Origin of the sequence: Marivita sp., from assembly GCF_048006345.1 — a bacterium.
Taxonomy (GTDB): Bacteria; Pseudomonadota; Alphaproteobacteria; order Rhodobacterales; family Rhodobacteraceae; genus Marivita.
Window position 1 is genome coordinate 165,751 of record NZ_CP180351.1, and the last position, 15,370, is coordinate 181,120.

Below are 15,370 nucleotides of genomic sequence, written 5' to 3' on the forward strand. Positions count from 1 at the left end.
AGGCGCGGATGTAGAGACTGTGACGCGCGCTGGCAAGCACCGCGCGTTATTGACGGCGCGGCTGCGGTAGGTAGGGTGCGCCCAAACCTGCGCTGAAGCAGGGAATCCCCACCGCTTCGAGGTTGCTTATGTCGCTTGCCAATGGTCGCACTTATCTTGCCATTCCCGGTCCTTCGGTGGTGCCGGACGCAGTTCTGCGGGCGATGCATCGGGCTTCGCCGAACATTTACGAGGGCGAACTGCCCGACATGATGCCGGATCTGGTGCGCGACCTGAAACGTGTCGCCCGCACCGACGGGCATGTGGCGATCTATATCAGCAACGGGCATGGCGCGTGGGAAGCGGCCTTGGCGAATACTGTCGGCATCGGGGAAAAGGTGCTTGTGCTGTCCACCGGGTTCTTTGCAATGGCGTGGAGCCGCATCGCAGAGGCCCGTGGAATCGAGGTCGACGTGCTGGATTTCGGCAATGGCGGCACCTTCGATCTGGACCGCGTCGAAGCGGCGCTGAAAGCGGACAGCGCGCATGCCTATAAGGCGGTTCTGGCGGTGCATGTGGACACCTCAAGCTCGAACCGCAACGAATTTGCACCGCTGCGCGCGATTCTTGATGATCTCGGCCATCCGGCGCTGCTGATTGCAGATTGCATCGCCGCCATGGGGTGTGACCGGTTCGAGATGGACGCCTGGGGTGTCGATGTGGCTCTGACCGGCTCGCAAAAAGGGCTGATGTGCCCGCCGGGTCTGGGCTTTGTGTTTTTCAACGACAAGGCCGCTGAAGGGCGGCGTCGGCTCAAGCACGTCAGCACCTATTGGGATTGGACCGCACGCACGGCCCCGGAGGCGTTCTACCAGTATTTCAGTGGCACCGCGCCGACACATCACCTTTACGGCCTACGCACGGCGCTCGACATGATTCATGCCGAGGGGATGGACGCTATCTGGGCGCGGCATGCCACCTTGGCTCGGGCGATCTGGGCGGCGGTCGAGCATTGGGGGCAGGGCGGGCCGCTGCGGCTCAACATCGCCGACCGCAGCTTGCGCAGTCATGCGGTGACCGCGATGGCCATCGGCAAACCACATGGCACCGAATTGCGCCGCTGGTGTTCCGATCAGGCGGGTGTCACGCTGGGCATCGGTCTGGGCATGGGCAACGATGATGACCCGAAAAGCGATGGGTATTTCCGGTTTGGACATATGGGCCATGTGAACGCGCACATGATCCTTGGGCTGCTGGGGGTTGTTGAAGCCGGGCTTGGAGCGTTGGGTATTCCGCATCGGGCCGGTGGGGTCGCGGAAGCGGCCAAGGTGATCTCAGGCGTCTGAATTCCGAGGCCACTGGATCGCGCGGCTGGCCTTGTAATGGGCCAGCCAGGTGATGCCGTGGTTCAGGACCCATCCTGTCAGGATCACGGCCAAGAGGCCGAACAGGGCCCAGATGACCCCGAAGATCCACAAAAGATTGATGAAAATCAGAATGAGACTTGCGGTCGTGTAATCCTCGACCCGCTTGGGATGGTGATCATCCATTTGCATCTCCACAACTCGGAACGTGCACGTTTCAAGAACAGAGTACCGCAGAATATTGCCCCGTCAGCGATAATCTGTGCCAGATCCCGAAAATTTTCGTGAACTTGGGGCGCCGCGCCTAACCGCGCGCCGCTGCGAGGGCTTTGGGCAGTGCGGCTTCGAAGATATCCAGATCCGTGGGGCGTCCCGCGCTGATCCGGATGCATCGGTCGCCGGGTGATACGAAGGGCATCCGGACGAACACGCCTTGCTCGATCAGGCCGGCGAGCACCGCTTTGGCGAAGGCACCGTCGCCGCCACAATCCACAGTGACGAAATTTGTGGCGGAGGGCAGGGGCGTGAGCCCGTTGGCCTTGGCGATGTCCGCGATCCGGTTCCGTGACTCGGCGACAAGGGCGATCACCTCTTCAAGCCAGGCCGTGTCTTCATAGGCCGCCAATGCGCCTGCCTGCGAAATCCGAGACATGCCGAAATGGTTGCGAACCTTGTCAAAGTTCTTGATCAGGTCCGGCGCTCCGATGCCGTAGCCGACCCGTGCGCCCGCCATACCAAAGGCTTTGGAGAAGGTGCGCATGCGAATGACCCGCGGATCGTCTGCGTCAATCATCGGTGCGGTGCCGGCAGGCGCAAATTCGATATAGGCTTCATCCAGAAGCAAGAGTGTTCCGTCTGGAAGCCAGTCGAGCGCTTTTTCGATTTTCGCGCCGCTGTGCCAACTGCCCATCGGGTTGTCGGGGTTTGACAGATAGACGATTTTGGCCTCGACCTCAGAGGCTTTGGCCATAAGTGCGTCGATGTCTTCGTGATCGTTGTGGAAAGGCACTTTGTGCAGCGTGCCGCCATAACCCACGACGTGATAGTTGAAGGTGGGGTAGGCGCCGTCCGACGTGACCACCGGGTCGCCGGGGCCGACCAGCAGACGTACGAGGTACCCGAGCAGCCCGTCGATCCCTTCGCCGATGACGATATTGCCGGGGCGCACGCCCATATGGGCCGAGATGGCGTGGATCAGATCGTAATTCGTGGGATCGGCATATTGCCAGCACTGGCCCGCCGCATCCTGCATCGCGGCCACCGCGAAAGGCGATGGTCCAAAGACACTTTCGTTCGCGCCCAATCGCGCAAGAAAGGGCGCGCCGCGGTGACGCTCTTGCACTTCCGGGCCAACGAAGGGCACGGAAGAGGGTAGCTTTGCGATGAGGTCGGGATATCTGGGTCCGGTCATGCCCTGTCTATGCCAAGTGGGCGGTTCCAGAACAAGCGCTGTTGACGACCAGAACGCAGAAACCCGTCTACGTATGCAAGTTTTGGCGCCGAAACGAAGCAGGGGCTAATTCGGGTCTTCCAGCGCCCCGATTTTTCGTCGAAAAATCGGGCCTCACGTCAACGTGCTTTGAAATTGTAAAAATACCTTTGGCAACTCGTGGAGTCTCGCGCGGCGTTGTCTTTCTCCCACACGAACCGCCAATTCAGGTCACGGGTTCTGTCCCGATGTTTCGCGTGTGAAACCACAGGATGAAACCGGACATGCCCCGCGCCGCTTGACCCGCCGAAGTGGAACGGCCACTTATCGACCAGAGCAGAAAGAGACCGACATGGCCCAAACTCCACCACCCTTTGCCCCGTTCGAATGGATGATCGCGTGGCGCTACTTGCGCGCCCGGCGTGCCGAAGGCGGCGTGAGCGTGATGACATGGATCAGCCTGATCGGGATCACGCTGGCGGTTTTTGCCCTGATCGCCACTCTCGCTGTGCGCTCCGGCTTTCGCGCGGAATTTGTTGATACCATCCTTGGCTCCAACGCGCATGTGACGGTCTATTACACGCAGGAAATCGATGAATTCGGTCGGTCGGGTCGCACCATCCCGGATTACGCGGACCTGGCCCAGTCTGTTGCGGCTGTCTCCGGCGTCACCCGCGCGGCACCCTTGGTGAAGGGGCAGGTCATGGCCACGGCCAACAGCCGCAACGCCGGTGTCGAGGTGTTCGGCATCGCACCTGAGGACCTTGCCACCATTCCCCGCATCGCAGATCCCGACACCGCGCAGGGTGACCTTGCCCGGTTTGCCGACGGCATTGCAATCGGGTCGGGTGTTGCGCGCGAACTGGGGGTCGGATTGGGCGATAAGGTCAAGCTCATTTCGCCAGACGGTGTGCGCACCGCCTTTGGCACCAGCCCGCGGGTCAAGGCCTATGAGGTGGTCTATGTCTTTACCGCCGGGCGTTATGACATCGACCGCACACGCGTCTATATGCCCTTCGGCGAGGCTCAGCTTTACTTCAACCGGGAAGGCGTTGCAGACGAGATCGAGGTCATGGTTGCCGACCCGGATCGGGTCGAGAACGTGACATTGCCCATCGTTCAAGCCGCCGGCTCTCGGGCATTGGTGTGGACGTGGCAGGACGCGAGCGGCGGGTTCCTGCGCGCGCTCGAGATCGAGGACAACGTCATGTTTATCATCCTGTCGATCCTTGTGCTGATTGCCGCAATGAACATCGTTTCCGGACTGATCATGCTGGTGAAAAACAAGGGCCGGGACATCGGGATCCTGCGCACAATGGGTCTGACCGAAGGTGCGGTGCTCCGGGTGTTCTTCATCTGCGGGGCCTTCACCGGCATTCTCGGAACCGTGGCGGGCGTGGTCCTTGGGTGTCTGTTTGCGCTCTACATCGATCCGATCTTTTCCTTCGTGAACTACGTTGCAGGCGGCGGTGTCTGGGATCCGGCGGTGCGGGGCATCTACGAATTGCCAGCACAATTGCGCCTGCCCGATGTGCTCAGCGCGGTGGCCCTGTCGCTTGGGCTCAGCTTCATCGTGACGATCTTTCCAGCCCGGCGCGCCGCGCGGATGAACCCGGTTGAGGCGCTGCGCTATGAGTGATTTTGCACTGCGATTGAGTGGGGTCACCAAGACCTACAACGCGGGCAGCCCAGCCGCGGTCGAGGTGTTGCGCGGGGTGGATGTGTCGCTCACCAAAGGCGAGGTTGTGGCACTGGTCGCGCCGTCGGGTGCAGGGAAATCGACGCTTTTGCATATCGCGGGCCTGCTCGACACGCCGGATGGCGGCACAGTCGAAATCGCAGGTTCCGATGTGACCGGGGCGCCGGATCGCAAGCGCACAACCGTGAGACGTGACGAGGTCGGGTTTGTCTACCAGTTCCACCATCTGCTGCCCGAGTTCAGCGCGCAGGAAAACATCGTGTTGCCGCAACTTGCTGCCGGTGTGCCGCGGGGTGATGCGGATGCGCGGGCGACCGAGTTGCTGGAGATCGTCGGCATTGCCGCGCGGGCGCATCACCGGCCTGCTGCCTTGTCCGGAGGGGAGCAGCAGAGGGTCGCGTTTTGCCGGGCGCTGGCCAATGGACCGTCTGTCCTCCTGGCGGACGAGCCGACCGGCAACCTTGATCCGGGCACCTCGGACACCGTGTTCGCGGCGTTGATGACGCTTGTCCGAGAGACCGGGCTTTCGGCGCTGATCGCCACGCACAACATGGAGCTTGCGGCGCGGATGGATCGTCAGGTGCGATTGGAGCAGGGCCGAGTGTCACCCGCTTGACGTTGAATGGTTTGCTGTCACTTTGCCCGGATTGCCAGCGGAGGACAGTATGGCCGAAATCGATGTTTCGCAAATCCACGAGGTCACGCAACGCGCCTTGCGTGCGCATGGGGCCTCTGACGAGGTGGCGGGCATCATGGCCGATGCCGTTTTCTGGGCCGAGGCGCGGGGGAACCGGATTTGTGGGCTTTACTACTTGGAAAGCTATTGCCAGCAACTGGTCAGTGGACGGGTTCGCGGAGCGGTAAGACCTAGCGTGACGCGACCGCGCAGCAGCACGGTCGAAGTGGACGCAGGCTACGGATTTGCCCAGCCCGCCTTTGCCGCCGCATTGGACGCAGCGACAACAGCCGCGCGCGAGAGCGGGATCGCAAGCCTGTTTGTGCGTCATGCGCATACCTGCACCGCGCTGGGCTGGTTCACCGAAGCCATTGCCAAGGCGGGGATGATCGGGATGGGGTACACCAACGCGTCGCCTATCGTTGCGCCTCCCGGCGGCAAGACGCGGGTGATCGGGACCAATCCTATGTCCTTTGCCGTGCCGGACGGCACCGGTGGCGTTGCGATGATGTTCGACCAGTCCACCACCAGCGTGGCATTGGGGCGCATCACGATGGCCAAGGCGGCTGGAGAGCCGATCCCAGAGGGCTGGGCCGTCGATTCGGAGGGCAAGCCGACCACCGACCCCGAGGCGGCTTTGGCTGGATCATTGTGCAGCACCGGGGGCTATAAAGGGTGGGGGCTGGGCCTGATGGTTGAAATCATGGCGGCCGGATTGGCGGGCGGAACTCCCAGCCGCGAGGTCAAACCGCTGAAAGCGCCAGAGGGCGCACCGCATGATCTGGCGCATTGCTTTATATTGATCGATCCCGGCGTCCGTCCGGAGTTTCACGCAATGGTCGCGGGATTGACCGAGGCTGTGGCGCAAGATCATGGCGCGCGCGTGCCCGGTCTCGGCAAGGTTCTGCTAACCAAGGTTGCTGTGCCAGATGCGCTGTGGGAAGCAAGCTGCGCGCTGGCTGAACGGTGACATATGTTTCACGCGAACGTTTGATGCGAGTGATCGGCTGGGCCTGTTAGAACGGGGCAACCCATAAAGGATGTCCCGATGTTCCGTTTTCTTGCTGCTGCCGCCTTGTCCCTTGCCGCGTTGCCTGCATTGGCCGCGCCAGTTTCATTTGACGGGACTTGGAAAACCCAGAAGTTCTCGCTGTTCTCGTCGAACACCTATGGCTTCAATGGCAGTTCGGTCAGCGTTGCGTCGAACGGGTCGGTGTCCCTGGCCTACCGGCCTCTGCCGGAAAGCTATTGGGGGGCGTCGAGCGCCAAATGGTCCTGGAGCGTGCAGGAAGGTGTGCCCGCCACCGATCTGCGCAAGAAGGGCGGCGATGACCGCAACCTCGCGCTTTACTTTGTGTTCCTGCCAGAATCCGAGGCGCAGGCGCTCAAAGGCGCCAGTGTGCGTCAGCTGCTGAGCAATGATGCCGCGCGCGTGCTGGTCTATGTCTGGGGCGGCGCGCATAATCGCGGCGCTGTGCTGAGCAGCCCGTATCTGGGCAATCGTGGCAAAACCATCGTTCTGCGCGGGTCTGGCACAGGCAGTGCCAATGAGAGCGTCAATCTCGCGCGGGACTATGCCAATGCTTTTGGCGGTGGTGGGACTGCGCTGGTCGGCTTGGCCCTGTCCGGTGACAGTGACGACACCGACAGCCGCATTCGCGCGTCGATCAGCGGGTTGAGCGTGAACTGACGGCTGACCGGCCGAAAGCACCGCGCAGATCAGGCGCGCTGAGTGATCCACACCCCAAGCGCCATCACTGCAATTCCGGTGCTGCGCGTGAGGCTGAGTGGACTGACACGCGCGCCGAAGAGACCAAAATGGTCAATAAGCGCAGCAGAAATCAACTGCCCCAACAGAACGAAGAAGACCGCATTTCCGATGCCGAAATGAGGCGCGATATAGGTGATCGACAGCACGTAGAACGCCACAAAAAGACCGCCGAGCAACAGATGCCGGGGCGCCAGCGGCACATTGGCCAAGGCCCGTGGACCAGTGATCAGTGTCGCGGCCGTCGCGGCCAGCAGGGCAACGCAGAAGAGCACCATGGCAGCTGCTGCCGGTGACCCGATCCGCACACCGAGCGCTGCGTTCAGCGCGGCAAGCAGGGGAATGCCGATCCCGGCGGCCAGCATCGTGAGGGCATAGATCGGCATAGAAGTCTCCGTATGGCGCGATTCTCGTGCAGAGTGCGCCGGGTTCTGCCGATTGTCACCCGTCGTCGCAACTCCGTCTCAAGCCGGATGGTTGCACGGCGGCTGAAAGAGAGTCACTCTGTGGGTAATCGAGCAAGGAGGCCGAAATGCGCCCAACCCTCATCAGTCTGACATTTGGTGCCTGTGCAGTCGGCCTGATCGCGGCCTGCACACCCGACGAGATGCCCGTGCCCTCAGATGGGCGGGCGCTGTTCATGGAAAACTGCGCCGTTTGTCACGGGGCTGACGCCAAGGGAAATGGACCGATGGCGCGGGCGATGGCCAAGGCACCACCTGACCTCACGCTGATTGCCTTGCGCAACGGCGGTGACTTCCCATCGGTCCGGGTTCTGTCGACCATTGACGGCTATACAAAGTCGTCCCTCTCGGGGCCGGGCATGCCAGAGTTCGGTGCGTTGCTGGACGGAGAGTTGGTGCCGCTGGACACTGGCGACGGTGTGCTGACCCCGACGCCCCGCAAGCTGGTCGCGCTGCTGGAATATATTCAGAGCATTCAGGCCAAGCGGTAAACGCGCGCAAAAGAAAAGCCCCGCTGGACGGCGAGGCTTTGTCTTGTCAGGCGCGGGCGGATGCGGACCGTGGCCCTGCCAGCAGCCAGATGATGAAGCCCAGAAGGGGCAGTATCAGAACCAACAGGCACCATAGCACCTTTGAACCTGTAGAGTTGTTGGAGCCGATGATGGAAACAAAGGCCCAGACGTTGAGAACGAGGAGGATCAATCCTCCAATTCCGGTGATTTCAATACCCATTGCGGTCTCCTTGCTGCGCCTCACGCGGCGCTGACTTCACTTTCGCTTTTCAGCACCCTGTCACCGTCGTTGTGTTCGATCAGGTAGGCGGGGCAGTTGGCAGATGCCTTGCGCGTCACCTCGGTGCCTTTGATCGTGACGGTCGTTTTCTGTTGGTAGACGTTGATGATGGTTCCGGTGCCTGTTCCATCGCCCCAATCCCATTGCACACGGTCACCTTCGGATCGTGCCATGGTCAGCGGTTCCTGAGGGCCGAGATCAGCTCGGATTTGGTCATGTCCGAGCGACCGTCGATATCAAGCTCCTGCGCGCGTTCGTACAGATCGTCTTTGGTCCAATCCTCATAAGCTGCCGCTTTGCCGCCCTTGCGCGAAGGGTTCTGGTCGTCGCTGGCCTGAGCATTGGCAATGCGCGCAGCAGCTTCCTTGCTGTAGCCGTCATCGCGCAGGGCTTCGTAGGTCTCATCGTCCTTGATCGATGATCCGTGATCCTTGGCCATGGTCTTATCCGTCAGTCGTCGTGGCTGCGGCGGGTGCGGCGTCTTCCTGACCCGGTTCGTCGCCCTCGGATGCCAAGTTGGCAAGATAGGCGAAGAACAGAATGGCGGCAAAGATCGCAGCGGCGAACATGCCCCAGAGTGCGGGGCGGTGGCGCTTGGATTGCTTTTTGATGTTCGGCGATGGAGCGGACATGGTGTACCTCTCGGATTGCTATGTTTCATTCACTCAACGCGGCTGCGGTGGCGCGGGTTCCATCCATGCCCTTCGAAACAAATGAAATCTGGTCCGCTGTGCCGAAAATCCTGCCGGGTCGAATGGCTAGGGTGCCGCCATTTCGGCGCGCATCGCGTGCGTCTGGTTGCGGTCCATGCGATAGGCGCGCGCGGCGGTGACAAGTGCCCGGAAGATGGCACGTTGGCGGTGGGCGTAAAACAGATGTTCGGGGTGCCACTGAACGCCAAGTGCAAAGGGGTCACGGACGCGTTCAATCGCCTGCACCATGCCGCCGGTGTCCCGTGCGGAGATACGCAGACCGTCGCCTAGCCGATCTACCGCCTGACTGTGCAAGGCGTTGACCTTCATCGGTTTTTCGCCGCTAATGAGCGACAGATGGGTTTCGCTTTCCACACAGACTTCACGCTTCGGCAGGATCGTGGTGATCTTGCGATTTGTGCCATAGGTCGTCCAGGCATCCTGATCCAAGGTGCCGCCCAGAGCCACGTTGAGCATTTGCGAACCCCTGCAAATGCCAAGTACGGGAATGTTGCGATCAAGCGCCGCCTCTGCGAGGCAGCGTTCCAGTTCGTCCCGTTCCGGGTCAAGCTTGGCCGAAATTCCCAGCTTGCCGCCGTAGAGTTCAGGTCCGATGTCGTCGCCGCCGCCGATGATCAGACCGTCAACATGGTCGAGATCCACCACGCGGCCAACGCCCCAGCGAACGCCCTTGCCGCCGGTGATCCAGAGATTCAGGTTGATGAGCGGAAAGACGCGCCAGCCGGTCCGGTTCGATGTGGTGACGGCGATGACGGGGCGAGTCATACTTCGGCCTTGACGTCATGGTCCTGCAGCAGCGCGTCGATGGTTTTGATCCATACGGATTTGCGTTCGAACCATGCGGCGTCATGGGTCCTCCATGCATCCCGCAACGCAGCCAGCAAGTGTTCGTTTGCGGCGACCAGTTCGACCTGCCGCCACAACTGCCAGGGCTGGCGCAGCGACCAGTCAGCCTCGTCGATCCGGCTGTCCGGCAGACGAAAATGGAAAGTCGGACGTGCTGCCGTCTTGTCATGGATGTCGAACAGCTCGGCAAACAGATCAGGTTCTGCATGTTTGAACAGCGGCAACAGATCAAGCGAGAGGTTGCGGCTTTGGATATGTCTGGAGGCCATGCGCATCAGATCGGCAAGGCTGTCGTAGTCGTTCTTCGCCAAATCCGAGATCAGGTCTTTCGGCCACGCGTCAATAAACGGCATCACGCGGCGTGTGGTGTCGACCTGTTCTTTCTGCCGCAACCAGGTTTCGAGCATGGCATAAGCTGTGATCGTATCGAGCGTGAAACGGTGATCCGGGGACACCACCTCGGGATTGACATGCACCCCAAACCCCAAAAGAACGCCGCTTCGCGAACCCATGGCCCCGATGCGTCGCAGGCCATCACAGATCGAGTTGAACTCTTCCAACTGCGCACGGCTGAGAGGCGGGGTCACCACTTCGACCGGAATCAAGCCGCGCATGGCGTCCAATCCTTCTTTCAGGAAAGGCAGGTCTTCGCGTTTGCGCAGGCTGATGTCCAATTCGACCTCGATATCCCCGAAGCGGGTATCTGTGACAGTGACGCTGTGATCTCCGCCATCCACAACGGTGCCGCCGAATTCCTGGGCGATCAGATTGCCCGTTTCCATCTCTGTCGGTCCGGCGAATTCGATTTCGATGCCGCAGAGACGCTGGTCCCCGTCCGAATTAAGTTCAAAAGGCAGTGCTGCAAAGGTGGGTTTGGTCGGGATCATGTTACACCTGTGCTTGTGCGAAGTCGGGGTCATGTTTTGACTTCGGGGCCGGGGCGTGGGTCAGGTAGGCCGTCATCCAGACCAGCACGGGAAGCGAGACAACCCCACCGATCGGCCCCCAGAGCCACAGTCCAAAGAGGATGGCGAGGAAAACCACCAGCGGGTTCAGTTGCAGGCGTTGGCCGACAAGGGTTGGCGTTACGAATTGAGCTTCGGTCATATTCAGCAAGAAATAGGTCACAAGAGGCAAAAGGGCATAGGCCCCATTGAACTGGGTGAAACCGGCCACTCCGAACGCGACCAGAAGCATCACGGGTCCAAGATAAAGAACGAAGTTAAGAATGAATGCCGCAGCACCCCAAAGGATCGGATTGGGCACGCCAATCGCAGTCATGGCGGCAAATACAGCGGCTCCCAGACCGGCATTGATGACGGTCACGGTGACGAAGTAATGCGATACTGCCTTGTCGGCCTGACGCAAGGAGGCCGCGTGCCCCTTGAAAGCCGCGTAAATCTCATTCTGTGTCAGAGTGAAGAAGAAAAATGTTCCAGCGAAAGTTAGCAATTGCGCCGCGAAATTCGGCGCGACCGACAAGGCGTCAAGAAGGCCGGGCATAGCCTCTTCAACAGCTTCGCCGTTTTCGGCCAAGCTTTGTTCCAGTTCGAACTGGACCGCTTCAAGCCCGCGGATGGCGCGGCTCGCGTCGATGATCCACCAGCGGATTTCGTCTTCGATCCGGGGCACTTGACCGATCAGGTCCATCACAATCGGGCCCAGCCCGGCAATCAACAGGACGGTGAGTGCGCCTACGAAAACGAGGCTGATGCTGGCACTGACCGCGCGCGGAACGCCCAAGCGGGCCAGCAGACGCATGCCGGGGGCCGCGACGATGGCGACCACCAATCCAAGTGTCACCGGTGCTAGCAATCCCTGGGCAAGCTTGAGGGCAGTCACGACAGCGACCAGCGCGACCAGCGCGATGGACACGGTCTGGAGACGGGCACGCGTCTCGGAATGTGCGATCATCTGTTGGCCGGGCTCACATCGGCAAATTCGGCGCGGGCCTCGCGAAGGCCGGTTTCGACCGCTGCTTTGCCCTGACGTTCGAGTTTGGCCAATTCGTCACGCAGGACCGCTTCGGCATCACGCATCATCTTGTCGCGTGTGGCACCCATCAGATCTTCTTCGGCCTTGGTGGAAGGAAGAAGCGCGCCGATCAATGCCCCGATCCCGGCAACAAGCGCGCCGGTGAGGAATGGCTGGCTTTGGTGCGCGGCACTGGCTTGCTGAGCCGCGCGGCGCGCCTGACGGTCCAATTTTTCCTGCGCGTCGATCACCTTGAGACGTGCCTCCGTGACGCGGGCGCGGGCGTCCGGTGAGAGCCTGTCCAATCCCTGATCCAGCGTTTTGCGCAGACGCGACGCAGACTGCGATCCGGCAAAGCGCCCGGATTGCGCCTGTTCACGCGCCTTCATCTGCCGGTCTGCACGGGCAATCCGGTCATCGTAGTTTTCCATTTCGCCAGCGGCCGGTTGGCGCATGTCCGTCTTTCGGCCCGAGTTGAGCGCGATCACGGCGGCGCCTATGCCGATCAGCGCAAGTCCGGAGGGGTTGCGCATGGCACCATCAATCAGTGTTTTGGCCACGGTTTGACCAAAGTCTGCTGTCTGACCGACGGCACGTTTTGCCGTGGCTTCAGGATTGATCGCGTCGGACAGTGCAGTGATGTGGCCCGTCAGATGCGCCCTATGGGCTTCGGCGGTTCGTTCGAGTTGATCTGCGTTAGGCACGGGCCATCTCCTTGACTGCGTCTATGTCGGACTTGACTTGTTTGAGGGTGCGCTTGGGCGCGAGCGTCGCTGTCGAAAGACGCGCCTTCCCGATCAGAGCCATTGCAAGCGCGGCAAGAAGGCACACAGCGGCAACGATCAGGGCGGCCCAGTGATAGGGCATACCCAACGCAGCGACACCGAGGATAGCGGCGGTCGCCAAAGCGCCGAGGCCGACCAGCGCCACGAGAGCGGCGAGGGCGAACAGAACCAGCCCGGACCCTGCGCGCGCGGCATTATCGGACAGTTCGCGCCGGGCGAGCTGCAATTCCGTGCGGAGAAGCGCACGGGCTTCGGTCAGGATACCTGCGATCAGACTGCGCAGATCGCCGGGGTGTTCAGTCGGCTGGGTCACTGGCGCGCCTCCACGTGTGACAGGTGACCCGACCACGGATCGTCGCCGTCGTCAGACACATGTCCGGACCCATTGCCGGATTTCAGGAACCGCGCGGCCGCAAAGCCCACGAGCGCTGCGCCGCCAAGAAAGAGCAGCGGGTTCTTTCGGGCAAATACCGCAACATCATCGACCATTTCGTCGACGGGTTTGCTGCGCAGCTGTGCGGCGACCGAATTGATCTGCGCGCCGATCTGGTCAAGCGCAGCGGCCTGCAAGGTATCAGGCTGGAATGTGTCGCCAGCCGCTTGTGCAGCACGCCCAGCGGTTTCAATGGAATCGACTGTTCTTGCGCGCGCGTCTTCCGCCTCTGCGTGGGCCGCGTCGACAATATGGTCCTTGGCGCTGTTCAGCGCATCTGTCGTGGTGCTCATCTTGGGGTTCCTTTGGGAAATCGGATCAAACCGCTTCGAAAATCTTGACGATCGCGGTTCGCAGCGCGTCGCGCTGGGCGATCAGTTCATCATGCAGCTCGTCAGTTGGCGACAGGCACTCAATGGCGTCGTCGTAGCGTTTGATGACGTTTTCTTCGCCCTTCGCAATCGCTTCAAGCGCATCGCGGTCAATGTCGGAAAACATGTCGCGAAGCTTGACCGCGACTTTGTGAACTTCGCTCATCAACGTGCCGGAGCGGTCGAGTTCGAACCCCTGCGCCGAAGCGATTGCGTCGATCTTCTCAACGGCGGTTTTATGCTGTGTTGCCAGATCCGCAATGTAGGGACCGGCCGTAGGATCGGCACGCTCAAGCAAGAGATCGTAACCTTCGCTGATGTCGATCAATGTGTCGAACAGCGACTGTACGCAATTATACAGAGTGTGATTTGTGGTGTTGGGCATAGCAGCCTCCTCATCTGGAAATTGAACGCGCGAAGTGATCCAGAGTTCCCCAGAGAAGCTGCGAAAAATGGAGACGCGGCAGATGTCGCTAAAGCCCGATCTCTTCGACCAGATCGCGCCGGAGACATGCAGACCGGAAAAGAACGGGGACGTCACTGGGTCAGAAGCATCTGACTTTCAAAGGTCTTCGCGACGTATCTTCAGATCAACGGGCGTCTGACTGGCATGATGCCTTTAGCATATCCCAGTTCCGCAAGTGTGTCGGGGCGGTGCACCGTCAGCGTGTCGTCCGACCACGTGACCACGCCTTGCCCGCGCAGCTTTGCCAGCGTTTTGTTAGTGTGTACCAGCGAAAGTCCCATCGCGTCGGCAATGTCCTGCTGACGGTAGGGCAAGGGCACCTGATCGTTTTCGTTGAGACCCAGCGCGGTAAGTCTTTTGTAGAACCGATTGAGCACCCAGGAAATCTTGGCGATGCCGTCCATCTGTCCAACCGCAGCCAGCATTTCGCCCAGCAGGAATTCCTCGGTTGCGGCGACATGCGTCAGGTCGAAGGCGCGGCGCGGTTGCTGCTTGAACAGGTCCCAAAGCTCTGACCGGTTGAAGACACACATGGTCATTTGTGTCGTCGCCTCAACGGAATGCTTCATTTCGTGCATCACGCCGCTTTGCAGTCCGATGAAATCCCCGGGCAGAACGAACCCAACCACCTGACGGTTGCCGTCTTCCAATGTCTTGTACCGAAGACCCATGCCCTCAAGGGCTGTGTAAAGATGAGACGAGGACGCGCCCTCGGCCAAAAGTTCGGTGCCGGGCTGGGCGACAAACTCGCCGGTCTTGAACTTCGACATGAACTGAACTTCATCATTTGTCATGTCTTCGAACAATTCGAGCTGACGAAGCGGACAGTTTTCGCAATTCGTTTTCATGACGCCTCGCTATGTCATAGTTTAATGCGGAAAATTTGGTGCGGTGTCATGCGTGGTTAAACGCCAAAGGAATATTCTGACATGATCGAGTTGACGCCATCAGCTCCGAAGACATTGCTCATTTCAAACAACATGGTCGAAGTCGACGACCTAACCGAGATGCTTGTCGAGCAGGGCTTGGGTCCTGTTACCCACTCACGCGACCTTGAAGATACGGCGCGGATTTTGGCCGAAACCGGCGAGACGTTGCGCCTTTTGATCTGCGGCCTGTCGATGCACCTGCACGAGGTCAAAGAGTTCCTTGCCTCTTGGGATTTGTCGACCGTGTCGCTCGTCGTGATTGACGGCACCGCCGAGTTTCTGGATCGAGAAGGGGCGGCAATTTTGCAGCGCCCCTTTTCAACCGATGATGTCCTTGCCGCCTTTGCGCGGATTGGATTGCGGGATTAAGACCGCTTGGTGAGGCCGAGGCCGAGCACCACACCCACACCCAATGCGCCAAGAACGGCCAGTGTTGGATTGCGGCGCACGGCGCTGTCAAAATCGCCTTGCAGAGTTTGTGTCCTGTCGATCGTACGATCTGCAGCTGCTACAACCGTATCGCGGACGGAATTTGCTGCGTCCTGCACGCTTTCCTGCGCATGAGTGACGGCGTTATGTAGTTTGTCGGACACGCGTGCCTCTGCCATTGCGTGATCGTCTGCTGTCTTTCGCTTCGTGGTGTGTGTTGATGCCATTGTCTGTCTCCTTTTGTCAGAGACCC

The 15,370-nt window shown here is 60.4% G+C and carries 23 protein-coding genes; 7 read left to right on the forward strand and 16 right to left on the reverse strand.

Annotated features, from left to right (window positions below; all coding sequences use genetic code 11):
- Window positions 1–128: 128 nt before the first annotated feature.
- Complete coding sequence (locus ACMVPR_RS00800) at window positions 129–1,325, forward strand: pyridoxal-phosphate-dependent aminotransferase family protein (RefSeq protein ID WP_416881296.1); 1,197 nt, start codon at window positions 129–131, stop codon at window positions 1,323–1,325.
- Here ACMVPR_RS00800 and ACMVPR_RS00805 read toward each other — a convergent pair.
- The gene (locus tag ACMVPR_RS00805; RefSeq protein ID WP_300588029.1) at window positions 1,314–1,529 is read right to left on the reverse strand and encodes a histidinol phosphate aminotransferase; all 216 of its coding nucleotides are present in this window, start codon (window positions 1,527–1,529) and stop codon (window positions 1,314–1,316) included. The genes ACMVPR_RS00800 and ACMVPR_RS00805 overlap by 12 nt on opposite strands.
- A 118-nt stretch (window positions 1,530–1,647) precedes the next feature.
- Window positions 1,648–2,754, reverse strand: a complete 1,107-nt coding sequence (locus ACMVPR_RS00810; protein ID WP_416881297.1) for a pyridoxal phosphate-dependent aminotransferase — start codon at window positions 2,752–2,754, stop codon at window positions 1,648–1,650.
- Between the two features lie 370 nt (window positions 2,755–3,124).
- Here ACMVPR_RS00810 and ACMVPR_RS00815 point away from each other — a divergent pair, with 370 nt between their 5' ends.
- The 4 genes from ACMVPR_RS00815 to ACMVPR_RS00830 all read left to right on the forward strand — a co-directional run bounded on the left by ACMVPR_RS00815 (window position 3,125) and on the right by ACMVPR_RS00830 (window position 6,837).
- Window positions 3,125–4,411, forward strand: coding sequence for a lipoprotein-releasing ABC transporter permease subunit (locus tag ACMVPR_RS00815; RefSeq protein WP_416881298.1), 1,287 nt, complete (start codon window positions 3,125–3,127; stop codon window positions 4,409–4,411).
- Window positions 4,404–5,087: an ABC transporter ATP-binding protein gene (locus ACMVPR_RS00820; protein WP_416881299.1), complete on the forward strand. Its 684-nt coding sequence runs from the start codon at window positions 4,404–4,406 to the stop codon at window positions 5,085–5,087. The genes ACMVPR_RS00815 and ACMVPR_RS00820 overlap by 8 nt, the downstream gene beginning before the upstream one ends.
- A gap of 49 nt (window positions 5,088–5,136) precedes the next feature.
- A complete protein-coding gene (locus tag ACMVPR_RS00825; RefSeq protein WP_416881300.1) occupies window positions 5,137–6,117 on the forward strand; it encodes an Ldh family oxidoreductase in 981 nt (326 codons plus the stop codon).
- A gap of 78 nt (window positions 6,118–6,195) precedes the next feature.
- The gene (locus tag ACMVPR_RS00830) at window positions 6,196–6,837 is read left to right on the forward strand and encodes a DUF3047 domain-containing protein (protein WP_416881301.1); all 642 of its coding nucleotides are present in this window, start codon (window positions 6,196–6,198) and stop codon (window positions 6,835–6,837) included.
- Window positions 6,838–6,866: 29 nt separating this feature from the next.
- Here the strand turns inward: ACMVPR_RS00830 and ACMVPR_RS00835 are convergent, their stop codons facing one another.
- Window positions 6,867–7,301: a DMT family transporter gene (locus ACMVPR_RS00835; RefSeq protein WP_300588018.1), complete on the reverse strand. Its 435-nt coding sequence runs from the start codon at window positions 7,299–7,301 to the stop codon at window positions 6,867–6,869.
- 146 nt (window positions 7,302–7,447) lie between these two features.
- Between ACMVPR_RS00835 and ACMVPR_RS00840 the strand changes: the two genes are divergently transcribed.
- Window positions 7,448–7,870: a c-type cytochrome gene (locus tag ACMVPR_RS00840; RefSeq protein ID WP_416881302.1), complete on the forward strand. Its 423-nt coding sequence runs from the start codon at window positions 7,448–7,450 to the stop codon at window positions 7,868–7,870.
- 46 nt (window positions 7,871–7,916) lie between these two features.
- On the opposite strand, the gene ACMVPR_RS00845 is transcribed toward ACMVPR_RS00840, so the two are convergent.
- From ACMVPR_RS00845 to ACMVPR_RS00900, 12 genes are all read right to left on the reverse strand, one after another.
- The gene (locus tag ACMVPR_RS00845) at window positions 7,917–8,111 is read right to left on the reverse strand and encodes a PLDc N-terminal domain-containing protein (RefSeq protein ID WP_292268523.1); all 195 of its coding nucleotides are present in this window, start codon (window positions 8,109–8,111) and stop codon (window positions 7,917–7,919) included.
- Between the two features lie 20 nt (window positions 8,112–8,131).
- A complete protein-coding gene (locus tag ACMVPR_RS00850) occupies window positions 8,132–8,344 on the reverse strand; it encodes a DUF2945 domain-containing protein (protein ID WP_416881303.1) in 213 nt (70 codons plus the stop codon).
- A 2-nt stretch (window positions 8,345–8,346) separates the two neighbouring features.
- Entirely contained in the window at window positions 8,347–8,610 is a 264-nt protein-coding gene (locus ACMVPR_RS00855; RefSeq protein WP_416881304.1) for a DUF7218 family protein, read from the reverse strand.
- Window positions 8,611–8,614: 4 nt separating this feature from the next.
- The gene (locus tag ACMVPR_RS00860; protein ID WP_416881305.1) at window positions 8,615–8,803 is read right to left on the reverse strand and encodes a hypothetical protein; all 189 of its coding nucleotides are present in this window, start codon (window positions 8,801–8,803) and stop codon (window positions 8,615–8,617) included.
- Window positions 8,804–8,929: 126 nt separating this feature from the next.
- A complete protein-coding gene (locus ACMVPR_RS00865; RefSeq protein ID WP_416881306.1) occupies window positions 8,930–9,649 on the reverse strand; it encodes a gamma-glutamyl-gamma-aminobutyrate hydrolase family protein in 720 nt (239 codons plus the stop codon).
- Window positions 9,646–10,650, reverse strand: a complete 1,005-nt coding sequence (locus ACMVPR_RS00870) for an amidoligase family protein (protein WP_416881307.1) — start codon at window positions 10,648–10,650, stop codon at window positions 9,646–9,648. The genes ACMVPR_RS00865 and ACMVPR_RS00870 overlap by 4 nt, the downstream gene beginning before the upstream one ends.
- On the reverse strand, window positions 10,619–11,644 hold the full coding sequence (locus tag ACMVPR_RS00875; protein ID WP_416881308.1) for an AI-2E family transporter: 1,026 nt from the start codon (window positions 11,642–11,644) through the stop codon (window positions 10,619–10,621). The genes ACMVPR_RS00870 and ACMVPR_RS00875 overlap by 32 nt, the downstream gene beginning before the upstream one ends.
- Window positions 11,641–12,408, reverse strand: a complete 768-nt coding sequence (locus ACMVPR_RS00880; protein ID WP_416881309.1) for a hypothetical protein — start codon at window positions 12,406–12,408, stop codon at window positions 11,641–11,643. The genes ACMVPR_RS00875 and ACMVPR_RS00880 overlap by 4 nt, the downstream gene beginning before the upstream one ends.
- A complete protein-coding gene (locus tag ACMVPR_RS00885) occupies window positions 12,401–12,802 on the reverse strand; it encodes a phage holin family protein (protein ID WP_416881310.1) in 402 nt (133 codons plus the stop codon). Before ACMVPR_RS00885 ends, ACMVPR_RS00880 begins: the two co-directional genes overlap by 8 nt.
- Window positions 12,799–13,215, reverse strand: coding sequence for a hypothetical protein (locus ACMVPR_RS00890; protein WP_416881311.1), 417 nt, complete (start codon window positions 13,213–13,215; stop codon window positions 12,799–12,801). Before ACMVPR_RS00890 ends, ACMVPR_RS00885 begins: the two co-directional genes overlap by 4 nt.
- Before the next feature lie 25 nt (window positions 13,216–13,240).
- Window positions 13,241–13,678: a DUF2383 domain-containing protein gene (locus ACMVPR_RS00895; protein ID WP_416881312.1), complete on the reverse strand. Its 438-nt coding sequence runs from the start codon at window positions 13,676–13,678 to the stop codon at window positions 13,241–13,243.
- Between the two features lie 200 nt (window positions 13,679–13,878).
- A complete protein-coding gene (locus tag ACMVPR_RS00900; protein ID WP_416881313.1) occupies window positions 13,879–14,607 on the reverse strand; it encodes a Crp/Fnr family transcriptional regulator in 729 nt (242 codons plus the stop codon).
- Between the two features lie 81 nt (window positions 14,608–14,688).
- Between ACMVPR_RS00900 and ACMVPR_RS00905 the strand changes: the two genes are divergently transcribed.
- Entirely contained in the window at window positions 14,689–15,057 is a 369-nt protein-coding gene (locus ACMVPR_RS00905; protein ID WP_416881314.1) for a hypothetical protein, read from the forward strand.
- Here the strand turns inward: ACMVPR_RS00905 and ACMVPR_RS00910 are convergent.
- Window positions 15,054–15,344 (reverse strand): hypothetical protein, encoded by a 291-nt coding sequence (locus ACMVPR_RS00910; protein ID WP_416881315.1) that lies wholly within the window; start codon window positions 15,342–15,344, stop codon window positions 15,054–15,056. The genes ACMVPR_RS00905 and ACMVPR_RS00910 overlap by 4 nt on opposite strands.
- Window positions 15,345–15,370: the final 26 nt, after the last annotated feature.